Here is a 12674-nt window from a genome sequence, read left to right as displayed (position 1 = left end):
CCTTCCCCGCCTCACCGGACGGGTCCTTAAAGGACGTCTGTTCCCCTGCTGGTCGGGGCTTTCCCACCGACAGTAGCAGGCACTTTGCTCAGTCTTCCGGGTGGTGTGGCGTGATTCGCGGCAAGCTTCTGCTTGACCTGGTGACAACAATGCGTAACCATTACTCTGAGTATTCGACTCAGCGAGTCCCCCGGCCCGGTCACCCCGACCGGGAGGGGGTGAAGAACGGAGAACGACCAGATGGGCGATTACGCCAAGGCGCTCGGGGCCAAGCTCCGCGGGATCCGCCAGCAGCAGGGCCTGTCCCTGCACGGGGTCGAGCAGAAGTCCGGTGGGCGCTGGAAGGCCGTCGTCGTCGGCTCGTACGAGCGTGGCGACCGCGCCGTCACCGTCCAGAAGCTGGCCGAGCTGGCCGACTTCTACGGTGTGCCGGTGGTCGAGCTGCTGCCCGAGGGCCGGGTCCCCTCCGGTGCCGAGCCCGCCACCAAGATCGTGATCAACCTGGAGCGCCTGCAGCAGCTGCCGGCCGAAAAGGTGGGCCCGCTGGCCCGCTACGCGGCGACGATCCAGAGCCAGCGCGGCGACTACAACGGCAAGGTGCTTTCGATCCGCACCGAGGACCTGCGGTCCCTGGCGATCATCTACGACATGACCCCGGGCGAGCTCACCGAGCAGCTCATCGACTGGGGCGTCCTGCCGCCGGAGGCGCGTCCTTCCAAGGAGGACTGATCGCCGGATGTGCTTTGACCGACGCAGTGAGCGTTCCCGGTGGGGCACCGGAGACGCTCACTGACTCGTCGGGGGGCTCGTTCGGGGGCGAGCCCTGCTCGCGGAGAGCGCGATCCGCGCTCACTTCGCCGTGTCTTGTGGCGCGATAGGGTGGCTCATGCCCCTGAGCGCGTACCGAGTCAGAGCTTCGATCGCCGTGTCCGACATCCACCGGGCGGTCGAGTTCTACGAAGGCAAGCTCGGCCTGCGGGCGCTGCAGTCCGGGCCCAGCGCCCACGTCGCCGGCGGCAGCCGGACCTACGGATCCGGTGGCGGACCGGCCCTGAACGTGTACCAGTCCGTCACCGCCGGGAAGAGCCCGGCCACCCTGGCGACCTGGTACGTCGACGACCTCGACGAGATCGTCGACGAACTCACCTCGACCGGCGTCGAGTTCACCCGCTACGACCAGCTCGAACACGACGCGAAGGGGATCACGGCCCGGGCCGGCGGTGGGCGGATCGCCTGGTTTCAGGACCCGGACGGCAACACTTTCGCCATCGAAGCCGACGTCTGAGCGGGCATGACCTCCGGCCGGCCCTAGAGAACCGCGCGGAGGCGGTCGGCGATCGTGCCGATCCGGCCCAGCACGCCGTTGACGAACCGCGGCGAGTCGTCCGTGGACAGCTCCTTCGCCAGGCCGACGGCCTCGTCGATCGCGACCGGGTCCGGCACGTCCTCGGCCCAGAGCAGCTCGTAGACCCCGACCCGCAGCACCGCGAGGTCGACCTTCGGCATCCGCTCCAGGGTCCAGCCCTGCGCGTGCTCGGCCAGCAGCTCGTCGATCTGGGTCTTCCGGCCGGTCACGCCCTCGACCAGGGTGATCGTGTAGTCCCCGATCGGGTCGACCTCGGTCGCGCCGACCCGGTCGGCCAGCAGCGTGACCGCGTCGGTGTCGCGCTGGACGGCCTCGTACAGCATTTCCACCGCGCGGCGGCGCGCCTGCCGGCGGCTGATCGCACCGCCGCGGTTCGGGTGGGGTTTCGACGTCGGCATCAGCTGGAGACGCGGCCCAGGTAACGGCCGTCGCGGGTGTCGACCTTGATCTTCTCGCCGGTGGACAGGAACAGCGGGACCTGGATCTCCGCGCCGGTCTCCAGCGTCGCCGGCTTGGTGCCGCCGGTCGAACGGTCGCCCTGCAGGCCGGGGTCGGTGTGCTGGATGATGATCTCGACCGACGTCGGGAGCTCGACGTACAGCGGCTCGTTCTCGTGCACCGCGACCTGGACCTCGGTGTTCTCGAGCATGTAGTTGGCGTTGTCGCCGACGACCTCGGCCGGGACCGTGATCTGGTCGTAGGTGTCGCCGTCCATGAAGACGAAGTCGGCGCCGTCCTTGTACAGGTAGGTCATGTTCCGGCGGTCCACCGTGGCCGTCTCGACCTTCGTGCCCGCGTTGAACGTCTTGTCGACCACCTTGCCGGTGAGCACGTGCTTGAGCGTCGTGCGCACGAAGGCACCGCCCTTGCCCGGCTTGACGTGCTGGAACGCGGTGACGGTCCACAGCTGGCCCTCGAGGTTGAGGACGAGCCCGTTCTTCAGGTCGTTGGTCGTGGCCACGAGCTTGCAGTCTCCTGTGTCGAATCTTCGGGTTCGGGGCCGCTGTCAGACGACCACGAGGTTCTTGGTGCTCAGGGTGAGGAGTTCGGGCTCCCCAGCCCGCACGACGAGCGTGTCCTCGATGCGCACGCCACCGCGCCCCGCGAGGTACACGCCGGGCTCGACGGTGACCGCCATACCGGCGGCCAGTGTACCGACGCCCGTCGCGGCGAAGCTGGGCGCCTCGTGGATCTGCAGGCCGACGCCGTGCCCGAGGCCGTGGGCGAAGTGCTCGCCGTGGCCCGCGTCCGCGATCACCGTCCGCGCGGCGGCGTCCACATCGGACACCTCGGCGCCCGGCACGACGGCGGCGACCCCGGCCGCCTGGGCGGCGTGCACGAGGTCGTACACCTCCCGCTGCCAGTCCGCGGGTTCGCCGAGGACGAAGGTGCGGGTCATGTCGGAGTGGTAGCCGTCGACGGTCGCGCCGAAGTCCAGCTTCACGAAGTCGCCGCGCTCGAGCTCGGCGTGCGTCGGCTGGTGGTGCGGGATGGCGGAGTGCGCACCGGCGGCGATGATGGAGGCGAAGCTGGGCGCGGACGAGCCGTGCTCCAGCATCCGGTTCTCCAGGTCACGGGCGACTTCCAGCTCGGTCCGCCCCGGCCGCAGCCCGCCGGCGGCGACCAGGTCGTCCAGCGCCCGGTCGGCGGCCGCGCACGCCTGGCGCAGCGCTTCGATCTCGGCTTCGTCCTTGACTTCGCGCAGCTGCTCGACGAGGCCGGGCGTCCGCTCCAGGGGCACCCGCTCCCGGAGCGCTTCGTAGGTCTCGACGCTGACGTGCTGGCTCTCGAACCCGAGCCGCCCGTAGGCCTTGGTGTCCTTGGCGGCTCGGGCCACGAGGGCGGCGGCACTGGCCCGGTCGACGACGGTCTCGAGATCGGGCACCTCGGCGGCCGATTGGGTGGTGTAGCGGCCGTCGGTGCAGAAGAGCGTCTTGCCGTCGCCGCCGGCGTGGAGCAGAACGGCGGCGTTCGAGCCGGTGAACCCGGTCAGGTAACGGATGTTCAGCAGATCGGTGACCAGCAGCGCATCGACACCGGCTCCGGTCAGGAGCCCGCGCAGCGCCGCCCGGCGTCGTCCGTGGGTTTCAGGCACCCGTCCACCCTAGTGCGCGTGCTTCCCGGGGGAAGCGACTCGCCAGTAGGCCGCCTACACTCCGCAGGATGAGCGCCTGGGTGATTCGCGGACTGGTGATGGCGGTGCTGCACGGCGTCGCCCTGACGGTGCTGGCCAAGTACGCCGTGTACCACCCGACGGACCAGGCGCTGCCGGTGTCCTTGGCGCTGGCGGTCCTGGTCGGGGCGGCGGCGTTGTGGAGCGCGCTGGACGCGTGGCGCGGCCTGCCGGACCGCGGGCGCGTGTGGTTCATCGCCGCGCTGATCGCGGGACCGGTCGCGGGGATCCTGTACGTGATCGGCCGGGCGGTGTTCGTGGACCAGACGGGCGTGTCCGAGCTGGGCGGGGCCCTGACCGGCGGAGCGGCGTTCTCGGCGTTGCTGGTGCTGATCCCGGCCGGGCTGGGGCTGTTCGTGGGCGGGCGGATCGGGCGGTCGCCGGAGCCGGAGTCGGAGTCGGACGAGGAGGCGCGAGAGGTGCCTTCTCCGCGGCCACGGCGGGTTCGGCCGCCCAGCCGGGAGCCGCGCGGATAACCGGCGGCTTCCCGCCACTCCCCGGGCGGCGCTTCGCCGACGGCCGGTGGCCTCCCCCACACCCAGGCGTCGCCTCGCCGATACCCGGCGGCCTCCCGCCATGCCCGGGCGGCGCCTCACCGATTGCCCGGCGGCCTCCCCACACCCAGGCGGCGCCTCGCCGATTGCCCGGCGGCCTACCCCCGCACCCAGGCGTCGCCTCGCAGATTGCCCGCGGCCGGCTGCGGCCACCGGGTCCGCGTCACCCGGTCAGTGCCGGACCCGGCCGATAACCGTCCCACTGCGCGTCGGTCACCGGGCGCGGTGCCGAGTCGTTGCCCGCCGCGACCACCGGGTCCGAGATCGGCCACAGCCGGTGGTCGTCGAGGACCAGCGCGAATCCGCGGCCGGGCGCCTGGACCGCCTCGGCCCCCGCGCGCAGCCGGGCCGCCACCGGCAGGGCCGCCACCTGCGGCGGTGCCTTCTCCAGCAGTTCGCCGGCCAGGGCCGCGGCGACCCCGCGCCGGTCGACGCGGACCCGCTGCCCCGCCCGGACCAGGTCCATCGTCCGCTCCGGCGAAGGCGCCGTCACGCCGTCGAACGTCGCCGCCACCCGGCCGGGGTTCTCGCAGGCCCGGCTGCCCAGCAGGTCCAGCCCGAAGTGCCGCAGGTCGGTCGGGGCGGCGGCCCCGCCCAGCGAGGTCGCCCGCACCACGTCGAACGGCACCCGGTCGCACGGGTCGGCCGGCGACAGCGGCGCGTGCCCGTCCGCGCGGCGCACCAGGCCGGGCCCTTCCTGCCACGGCCCGGGCACCAGCACTTGCCGGTACGGGTGCTCGGCGAAGTCCGCGGTCCAGAACGTCAGCATCGTCCCGCCGTCGGTCTCGTGCGCCACGACGAACGCGGCGAGCGCGCCCACCCACATCAGGTCCGCGCTGAACCCGTCGACGACCGACCGGGCGCGCGGCGCCGAGGTCGACGCCACCGGCACGAACCCGCCGACGTCCAAGGCCTGCACGCCCGACCCGAACGCGGGGTCGCGGGACCGGAGCAGGAACTGCCCCGCGCCGTTTTCGCCCGTGGCGCGGCCGGAAGTGTCGGTGAACATCAGGTAGAACCAGCCGTCGAGGTAGACCACCGACGGCTGGCCCGCACCGTAGACGTTGGCGCGCTGCACGTCGTGCGACGGCCCGAGGATCGGCCGCCCGCCGGCCGCGCGGGTCCAGTGGATCCCGTCGGGGCTGGTCGCGAGCCCGATCGCGTTGCCGAGCGCGTGGTCCCCGGCGGCGCCGGTGTAGTACAGGTAGTACGTCGAGCCGACGCGCAGCACGGACGGATCACAGGTGTGCATGCCGTCGAACTGCCCGGGCGCCCCGGAGAACACGGCGGCCGGGATGCCGCCGTCCGGTCCGGTGAACGGCCCGTCGGTCGACGGCGCCTGGGCGTAGAGGATGTCGTCCCCGGCCGGTCCGGCGCCGCCGTACTGGCTGCACCACCACATCCGGGTTTGCCCCCGGTCGAGCATCACCGACGGTCCGTAGTTGTAGACGGCATCGGCCCCACCGGCGGCGATGACCCCACCACTCTGCCGGGGGTCACCCGAAGGAAGGCCGACATCGGTGGGCCGCGGCGGCGAGGCGGTCTTCCCGCCCGCGATCGCCGGCTGCTCCCCGGCCGCCTGCGGCTGGGCGTACCCCTCGGTGCACCCCGCGAGCAGCAGCCCGGCCAGGACACTGGCGAGCAAGGCACGAGCGGGTCGCCGACCCCCACGACGAAACGGGTGCACGACATCGGAGTGTAGCGAGAGTCCACCCGTCCGAGCGGCCGCGCTCCTGTTCGACGGTCCTTCGATCGTGACGGGTCGCAGAGACCCAGCTCCTCGAACACGCTCCCGACCGCGCAACAGCTCGCCGCCCGCCTCGCCCGGCGCTGCCATTCCAGCCGGGTGCGGGCGCCGGTCCGAACGTCATGAATGACTCATTCCTGACATCCGACGCCAGGAATGAGTCATTCAAGACGTCGGCGACCCCGGCTCAGCGCCGGCCGGCCCCTCTGCCGCGACCAGCTCGACCTCGAACCCGGCTTCGTTCTCCAGGTACGCGGCGTAGTGCGCGGTGCCGCCCGCGTGGGGGTACCGGTCCGCGAACAGCGGCCGCCAGCCGTGGTCCGCCGCGCGGCCCACCAGGTCGTCGACCTTCGCTCGGGTGCCCACGTGCAGGGCCAGGTGGTTCAAACCCGGCCGGGTGCGCTCGTGGTCCGCCGCGCTCAGCGCCGGCGACGCTTCGACCACCAAGTACGTCCCGCCGAGCCGCCAGCTGACTCCCGCCGCCCAGCGCTGGAACTCGCGCCAGCCCAGCTCGCCCAGCAGCCAGCCCCAGCTGCGCTCGGCCTCGGCGAGGTCCGGCACCCACAGCTCGATGTGGTGCGGCCGCCCGTGCACGGCGGGCAGCGCCACCAGCACGCGGTGCAGGTCGCCGTAGTGGACGCCGCTGCCGACGTCGAGGAAACCCAGGCGCCCGGCCACTTTCCGGCTCGCCGCGTTCCGCTCGTGGACCAGCGCCCACACCGCCGGGAGCCCGAGCGCGCCGAGCCCGTGGTCGAGCAGCGCGCGGGCGGCCTCGGTGGCCAGGCCCTGCCCCGCGTGCGCGCTCGCGACGTAATAACCCAGCTCCGGCACCCCGCCCGGCAGCTCCCACGAAGGGCGCAGGTGCGCGACGCCGATCACCTCGTCGTCGCGCTCGAGCACCCAGTGACCCTGGCCGGCCGGGCCGCGGTAGGCCAGCCGGCGGTCCACCATCGCGCTCGCCACGGCCGGGTCGGAGAAGTCCGCGGCGAAGAAGCGGCTCATCTCGGGGTCGGCGAACACCTTCACCACGGCTTCGCGATCGGCCTCGGTCAGCGGCCGCAACCTCAAGCGCGGCGTCGCCAGCAGGGTCATCCCGGGTGCGCGGCCAGCCAGCGCAGGGCGAGGGGGTAGCCGTCCACGCCGAGGCCGGCGATCACGGCCGTCGCGATGTCCGACAGCACGCTGTGGTGCCGGAACGCCTCCCGCTTGTGCACGTTGGAGATGTGCAGCTCGATCAGCGGCGCGGTCAGCTGCGCCGCGGCGTCGCGCACCGCGATCGAGTAGTGCGTCCACGCGCCGGCGTTGAGCACCACCGGGTTCCCGCCGTCGGCGGCCTCGTGCAGCCAGCCGACCAGCTCGCCCTCGTGGTCGGTCTGCCGGACCTCGACCTCGATCCCCAGCTCGTCGCCGGTCTTGACGCACAGCGCGGCGAGGTCGTCGTGCGTCGTCGAGCCGTAGACCGACGGCTCGCGCTTGCCCAGCCGCCCGAGGTTGGGGCCGTTGAACACGAACGCCTTCACAGCAGCACGCTCCCGCTGCCCCCGGCCGGCTCCGCCGCGACCGCCGAGTACGCGGCCGCGAGCAGCACCGGGTCCGGGCCTTCGAGCCGGCCGGGCTTGGCGAGGCCGTCGAGGACGACGAACCGCAGCGCGCCGGAGCGGGTCTTCTTGTCGCCCTTCATGGTTTCCAGCAGCTGCGGCAGCGCGTCGGCGTCGTAGGTCGTCGGCAGGCCGAGCAGCTTCAGCACGGAGGCGTGGCGCTCGGCCGTGGCGTCGTCGAGCCGCCCGGCCAACCGCGCCAGCTCGGCGGCGAACACCAGCCCGACGCTGACCGCGGCGCCGTGGCGCCACCGGTACCGCTCGCGGCGCTCGATGGCGTGGCCGAGGGTGTGGCCGTAGTTGAGGATCTCCCGCAGGTCGGATTCGCGCAGGTCGGCGGCCACGACGTCGGCCTTGACCCGGATCGACCGGCGGACCAGCTCGGCGAGGACGTCGCCGGCCGGGTCGAGCGCCGCGGCCGGGTCGGCCTCGATCAGCTCGAGGATCCGCGGGTCGGCGATGAAGCCGGCCTTGACGACCTCGGCCATCCCGGCGACGAGCTCGTTCGGCGGCAGCGTCTCCAGCGTGGCGAGGTCGACGAACACCGCGCTCGGCTCGTGGAACACCCCGACGAGGTTCTTGCCTGCCTCGGTGTTGATGCCGGTCTTGCCGCCGACCGAGGCGTCGACCATGCCGAGCAGCGTCGTCGGCACGTTGACCAGCCGGACCCCGCGCATCCACGTGCCCGCGACGAACCCGGCGAGGTCGGTGACCGCGCCGCCGCCGAGGCCGACCACGGCGCCGCGGCGATCGAGTCCCATCCGGCCGAGCACCTCCCAGCAGAAGCCCGCGACGGTCAGTGCCTTGCCGTCCTCGGCGTCCGGGATCTCGACGCGGTGGGCCTCGAGGCCGGCCGCGGTGAGCTCGTCGCGGATGGCCTCGGCCGTGGCGGTCAGCGTGGGCGGGTGGATCAGCGCGATCTTCGAAGCGTCGGCCAGGTGCCCGGTGAGGTCGCCGAGCAGGCCGCGCCCGACCACGACGTCGTAGGGCTGGGCGGTGGCGACCGGGATGCGCACCGGATCAGACACGAGGTTTCTCACTCCTTGGCTTCGGCGGGAACGGCGAGCTCCGCCACGAGCTGCGCGACGATCTCGGAGGGCGTCCGGTCGTCGGTGACGATCTCGACGGTGGCGACCTCGCGGTAGACGGGCACCCGCTCGTCGAGCAGTTTCTTGAAGGTGGCGCGGGGGTTCACCCCGGCCAGCAGGGGCCGCGCACTCGACAGACCGGTGCGCTGCACGCCGGCGGCGAGGCCGACGCCGAGGAAGACGACGGTGTGCTCGGCCAGCCGCGCGCGGGTGCCCGGGGTGAGCGGGGCGCCGCCGCCGAGGGCCAGCACGCCGTCGTGCTCCGCCAGCGCCGTCGCGACCGCTTCTTCTTCCAGGGCGCGGAAAGCGGCTTCCCCGTCTTCGGCGAAGATGTCGGAGATGCTGCGCCCGGCGCGCGCGACGACGTCGTCGTCACTGTCCCGGAACTCGACGCCGAGCGCGGCCGCCAGCAGCGGCCCGACCGTGCTCTTGCCCGAGCCTGGCGGCCCGACGATCACCGCGCGCGGAGTCACCACCGCTCCTCGAGGGCCTTGAGGTACGCGTCGGCGTTGCGCTTGCTCTCGGCGAGCGAGTCGCCGCCGAACTTCTCGAGGGCGGCGTCGGCGAGGATGAGTGCCACCACCGATTCCAGCACGACCCCGGCGCGGGGCACCGCGCAGACGTCGGACCGCTGGTGGATGGCCACCGCGGGCTCGCCGGTCTTGACGTCTACTGTGGACAGTGCTTTGGGGACGGTCGAGATCGGCTTCATGGCCACCCGCACCCGCAGCGGCTCGCCGTTGGTGATGCCGCCTTCCAGGCCGCCCGCGCGGTTGGACCGGCGGGTGACGCCGACCGGGCCGGTGCCGCGGTCGATCTCGTCGTGGGCCTGGCTGCCCCAGCGGCGGGCGGTCGTGAAGCCGTCGCCGACCTCGACGCCCTTCATCGCCTGGACGCCCATCAGGGCGCCGGCCAGCCGCGCGTCGAGCCGGCGGTCCCAGTGGACGTGCGAGCCGAGGCCCGGCGGGAGGCCGTAGGCGAGGACCTCGATCACGCCGCCGACGGTGTCGCCCGCCTTCCGCACGGCGTCGACCTCGGCGACCATCGCATCGGTGCCCTCCTGGCTGAAGGCGCGCACCGGGCTCTCGTCGATCGCCGCGAGGTCTTCCGCCTTCGGCAGCGGGCCTTCGGGCGCGTCGGCCCCGCCGATCGAGACGACGTGGCTGAGGATTTCGACGTCGAGCAGCTGCTTGAGGAAGTTGCGGGCGACGGTGCCGAGCGCGGTCCGCGACGCCGTCTCCCGGGCGCTCGCGCGCTCCAGGACGGGACGGGCCTCGTCGAAGCCGTACTTCTGCATGCCGGGCAGGTCCGCGTGGCCGGGGCGGGGCCGGGTGAGCGGTTCGTTGCGCGCGAGGCCTTCGAGGATCTGCGGGTCGACCGGGTCGGCCGCCATGACCTGCTCCCACTTGGGCCACTCGGCGTTCTCGATCTGCACCGCGACCGGGCCACCCTGGGTGAGGCCGTGGCGGACGCCGCCGAGGAACTCGATGTGGTCGGTCTCGAAGCCCATCCGCGGGCTGCGGCCGAAGCCGAGGCGCCGCCGGGCCAGCTGCTCGGTGACGTCGGCGGTGGTGACGGCAACCCCGGCGGGCATGCCTTCGAGCACGGCGGCCAGCGCGGGTCCGTGCGATTCACCTGCGGTGATCCAGCGCAACATGGGCTCAATCCTGTCACGGGCGCGGTACGGGCCGGGACATGCCTCCGCTCCCCCCGCATGGCAGCAGAGCCAGAGGGCCGGCTCGCGCACCCGAAGGGTCGGCTCGCGTACTCAGAGGGTCGGCTCGCGCACCCGAAGGGTCGGCTCGCGCACCCAGACGGTCGACACGTGTGATTGAAGCGTCGACTCGCGTGATTGGGAGGTCGACTCGCGTGATTGGAGGGTCGACTCGCGGGGTGGGGGGTGGCTCATCCGGGGCCCCCTGCGGCCCGGATGAGCCACCGGTCTCACAACGTCAGCCGGAGCAGGGGGAGGCCGCTCGTCAGGCGGATTTCCAGGGCGGCCAGGTCCGGGCGCCGCACGGCCGTGCCGATCACGATGCGGGCCGTGTCGTCCGGGACCGCCTTCCACGTCGCCAGCTGCGTCTGGGCCCCGGAGCGGGAGACCGCCACGAGGAGGTACTCGCCGCCGCTGCGGCTGCCCGTGTAGCTGCACGACATGTCGACCTGCGTGCCCCACTCGAACGACGCCAGGCGGGCGTCCGCACGGACCGGGAACTGGCCCAGCGCCGTCATCGCGACCGGCGGCGGCCCCGCCGGCGGAACGGGAGCCGGAGCCGGCAGAGTCACCACCACGCCCAGTGCGACGCACGCCGCCAGCGCGACCGCCGCCGACGCCGACGTCACCGCGAGCCGGATGCGGCGGCCGCGCCGGACGCGGCGGAGCACCGCCGGCAGCAGGTCCGGCGGGGGTGGGCCGGCGTCCGGGACGGCGGCCGTCGGGGCGTCGACCCTGGCCAGCAGCCCGGGCAGTCCCGCCAGCTCGCGCACCGAAGCCGCGCACCGGTCGCACGTACGCAGGTGTTCCTCGAAGCGCTGCCGGTCCTCGGGGGCGAGCGCCCCGAGCACGTACGCGGCGTCGAACGTCGCGAACGGGTCTTCGCTCACTGGGTCACCCCCCTCTCCTCGAGCACCAGCCGCAACGCGCGCAACGCGTAGTGCGTGCGCGACTTGACCGTCCCTTCGGCCACGCCCAGCCGCAGAGCGGCGTCTGCCACTGAATAGCCTTGGAAGTAACACAGGACCAGCACCTCGCGGTGCCGTTCCGACAGCTCGGCCAGCGCCTCGGCGACCAGCCAGCCCTGCACCGCGCGGTCGGTGCCGTCGGCGACCACGCGGTCCGGCGGCCGGTCGGTCATCACCTCCGACCGCGCCGACGCCGAGCGCCAGCCGTCGATGGCGATCCGCCGGGCGACCGTGAACAGCCACGCCCGCGCCGAACCCTGCGACTGGTCCAGCACCGCCGGCGACCGCCAGGCCCGCAGCAGCGTCTCCTGGACGACGTCCTCGGCCCGGATCCGGTCACCGGAGGTCAGGTGCAGCGCGTAGGACCACAGCGCGGTCGCGTGCTCCTCGTGCAGCGCGCGCATGAGCGCCTCTTCGGCGACCTCTCCCACGAACTCAGGCCGTGACCCGGCGCCGGTCCTTCACGAACAGCAGCGCCAGACCGCCCACGATGCAGACCGCTTCGGTGATGACGCCCCAGTACTCCGGCTGGCTGTCGAACTGGTCGTGGTTGCCCATGAACCCGACGGTCGCGGCCAGCACGTACGCGCCGAGCGTCAGCGCCCCGAACCCGGCCGCACCCAGCGCCGGCAGCCAGTGCCGCCAGGCCAGTACCGCGATCGCGAGCACCAGCCCGGCGATCGCGTCGAGCAGGAACAGCGTGCCGGTGATGCCCGAATAACCCTGCGTCCACAAGAAGTAGTGCACGCCCGCCGAGCCGAGCAGCGCGGCCGCCACGACGATGCGTAGAACCCAACTCACCATGATCGTTCCTCCACTCCACACCCACTCCGGTACATACACGGAACAGGGGGCGATCCGGTTCACCGGGAATTGAACCGAACGCGTGGCGCTCTCGTTCTTTAGGTCATGACAGCCGAACTGCACTCCCGCCGCACCGTCCTGTCCACCGGTGCCGCCGTCGCCGGTGCCGCCGTCGGCGCCGTCGCGCTGACCGCCTGCTCGTCGGATTCGAACGGCAAATCGGGCACCGCGCAGGCGCCGATCGCCGCCGGGACGCCGCTGGTCGCCCTCGCCGAGGTCCCGATCGGGCAGGCGAAGGCGGCGAAGGCCCCGGACGGGTCCGACGTGATCGTGGCCCGGACGTCCGAGTCGGCCTGTGCCGCGTTCAGCGCCGTGTGCACGCACCAGGGCTGCACCGTCACGCCGAAGGGCGCCGACCTGGTCTGCCCGTGCCACGGTTCGGTGTTCAACGCGCTCACCGGCGAGGTCAAGCAGGGCCCGGCGAAGAAGCCGCTGCCGTCGGTGCCGGTCAAGGTCGAGAACGGGAAGGTCGTCACCGGCTGACGAGCCGGGGGGGGGGGGGGGGGGGGGGGGGGGGGGGGGGGGGGGGGGGGGGGGGGGGGGCGGGGGGGCGGGGGGGGCGGGGGGGGGGGGGGGGGGGGCGGGGGCGGGGCGGGGCGGGC

16 protein-coding genes are annotated in these 12674 nt (G+C 73.1%); 4 read left to right on the top strand and 12 right to left on the bottom strand.

What is annotated here, in order from left to right; genetic code table 11:
- Positions 1-240 precede the first annotated feature (240 nt).
- Positions 241-729 carry a transcriptional regulator BldD gene (gene bldD, locus ISP_RS14470; protein ID WP_003096372.1) on the top strand — a complete coding sequence of 163 codons (489 nt, stop codon included), beginning with the start codon at positions 241-243 and terminating at the stop codon, positions 727-729.
- A 196-nt stretch (positions 730-925) separates the two neighbouring features.
- On the top strand, positions 926-1285 hold the full coding sequence (locus ISP_RS14465; protein ID WP_230468781.1) for a VOC family protein: 360 nt from the start codon (positions 926-928) through the stop codon (positions 1283-1285).
- A gap of 23 nt (positions 1286-1308) precedes the next feature.
- Here the strand turns inward: ISP_RS14465 and nusB are convergent, their stop codons facing one another.
- From nusB to ISP_RS14450, 3 genes are read right to left on the bottom strand one after another with little or no spacing between them, the layout of a single operon-like run.
- Positions 1309-1764, bottom strand: coding sequence for a transcription antitermination factor NusB (gene nusB, locus ISP_RS14460; protein WP_013224611.1), 456 nt, complete (start codon positions 1762-1764; stop codon positions 1309-1311).
- Positions 1764-2327, bottom strand: a complete 564-nt coding sequence (gene efp / locus ISP_RS14455; protein ID WP_013224610.1) for an elongation factor P — start codon at positions 2325-2327, stop codon at positions 1764-1766. The genes nusB and efp overlap by 1 nt, the downstream gene beginning before the upstream one ends.
- Positions 2328-2372: 45 nt before the next feature.
- A complete protein-coding gene (locus ISP_RS14450) occupies positions 2373-3461 on the bottom strand; it encodes a M24 family metallopeptidase (protein WP_013224609.1) in 1089 nt (362 codons plus the stop codon).
- 98 nt (positions 3462-3559) lie between these two features.
- On the opposite strand from ISP_RS14450, the gene ISP_RS14445 reads away from it, so the two are divergent.
- Positions 3560-4015: a B-4DMT family transporter gene (locus ISP_RS14445; protein WP_034284343.1), complete on the top strand. Its 456-nt coding sequence runs from the start codon at positions 3560-3562 to the stop codon at positions 4013-4015.
- 241 nt (positions 4016-4256) lie between these two features.
- Here the strand turns inward: ISP_RS14445 and ISP_RS14440 are convergent, their stop codons facing one another.
- The 9 genes from ISP_RS14440 to ISP_RS14400 form a co-directional block, all read right to left on the bottom strand.
- Positions 4257-5738 (bottom strand): glycoside hydrolase family protein, encoded by a 1482-nt coding sequence (locus tag ISP_RS14440; RefSeq protein WP_013224607.1) that lies wholly within the window; start codon positions 5736-5738, stop codon positions 4257-4259.
- 267 nt (positions 5739-6005) lie between these two features.
- Positions 6006-6932 carry a GNAT family N-acetyltransferase gene (locus ISP_RS14435; protein WP_013224606.1) on the bottom strand — a complete coding sequence of 309 codons (927 nt, stop codon included), beginning with the start codon at positions 6930-6932 and terminating at the stop codon, positions 6006-6008.
- Positions 6929-7360: a type II 3-dehydroquinate dehydratase gene (gene aroQ, locus ISP_RS14430; protein ID WP_013224605.1), complete on the bottom strand. Its 432-nt coding sequence runs from the start codon at positions 7358-7360 to the stop codon at positions 6929-6931. Before aroQ ends, ISP_RS14435 begins: the two co-directional genes overlap by 4 nt.
- Positions 7357-8466 carry a 3-dehydroquinate synthase gene (gene aroB, locus ISP_RS14425; protein ID WP_013224604.1) on the bottom strand — a complete coding sequence of 370 codons (1110 nt, stop codon included), beginning with the start codon at positions 8464-8466 and terminating at the stop codon, positions 7357-7359. The genes aroQ and aroB overlap by 4 nt, the downstream gene beginning before the upstream one ends.
- A gap of 8 nt (positions 8467-8474) precedes the next feature.
- A complete protein-coding gene (locus ISP_RS14420) occupies positions 8475-9002 on the bottom strand; it encodes a shikimate kinase (RefSeq protein ID WP_013224603.1) in 528 nt (175 codons plus the stop codon).
- Positions 8996-10183: a chorismate synthase gene (gene aroC / locus ISP_RS14415; protein ID WP_013224602.1), complete on the bottom strand. Its 1188-nt coding sequence runs from the start codon at positions 10181-10183 to the stop codon at positions 8996-8998. Before aroC ends, ISP_RS14420 begins: the two co-directional genes overlap by 7 nt.
- Before the next feature lie 287 nt (positions 10184-10470).
- Positions 10471-11130 (bottom strand): anti-sigma factor family protein, encoded by a 660-nt coding sequence (locus tag ISP_RS14410; RefSeq protein WP_013224601.1) that lies wholly within the window; start codon positions 11128-11130, stop codon positions 10471-10473.
- The gene (locus tag ISP_RS14405; protein WP_013224600.1) at positions 11127-11639 is read right to left on the bottom strand and encodes a sigma-70 family RNA polymerase sigma factor; all 513 of its coding nucleotides are present in this window, start codon (positions 11637-11639) and stop codon (positions 11127-11129) included. The genes ISP_RS14410 and ISP_RS14405 overlap by 4 nt, the downstream gene beginning before the upstream one ends.
- 4 nt (positions 11640-11643) lie before the next feature.
- On the bottom strand, positions 11644-12012 hold the full coding sequence (locus ISP_RS14400) for a hypothetical protein (protein WP_013224599.1): 369 nt from the start codon (positions 12010-12012) through the stop codon (positions 11644-11646).
- A 105-nt stretch (positions 12013-12117) separates the two neighbouring features.
- On the opposite strand from ISP_RS14400, the gene ISP_RS14395 reads away from it, so the two are divergent.
- Entirely contained in the window at positions 12118-12555 is a 438-nt protein-coding gene (locus tag ISP_RS14395) for a QcrA and Rieske domain-containing protein (protein WP_013224598.1), read from the top strand.
- The last annotated feature ends 119 nt before the right edge of the window (positions 12556-12674 follow it).

This window comes from Amycolatopsis mediterranei, from assembly GCF_026017845.1.
Lineage (GTDB): Bacteria > Actinomycetota > Actinomycetes > Mycobacteriales > Pseudonocardiaceae > Amycolatopsis > Amycolatopsis mediterranei.
This window is presented reverse-complemented; position numbering and strand designations above follow the sequence as displayed.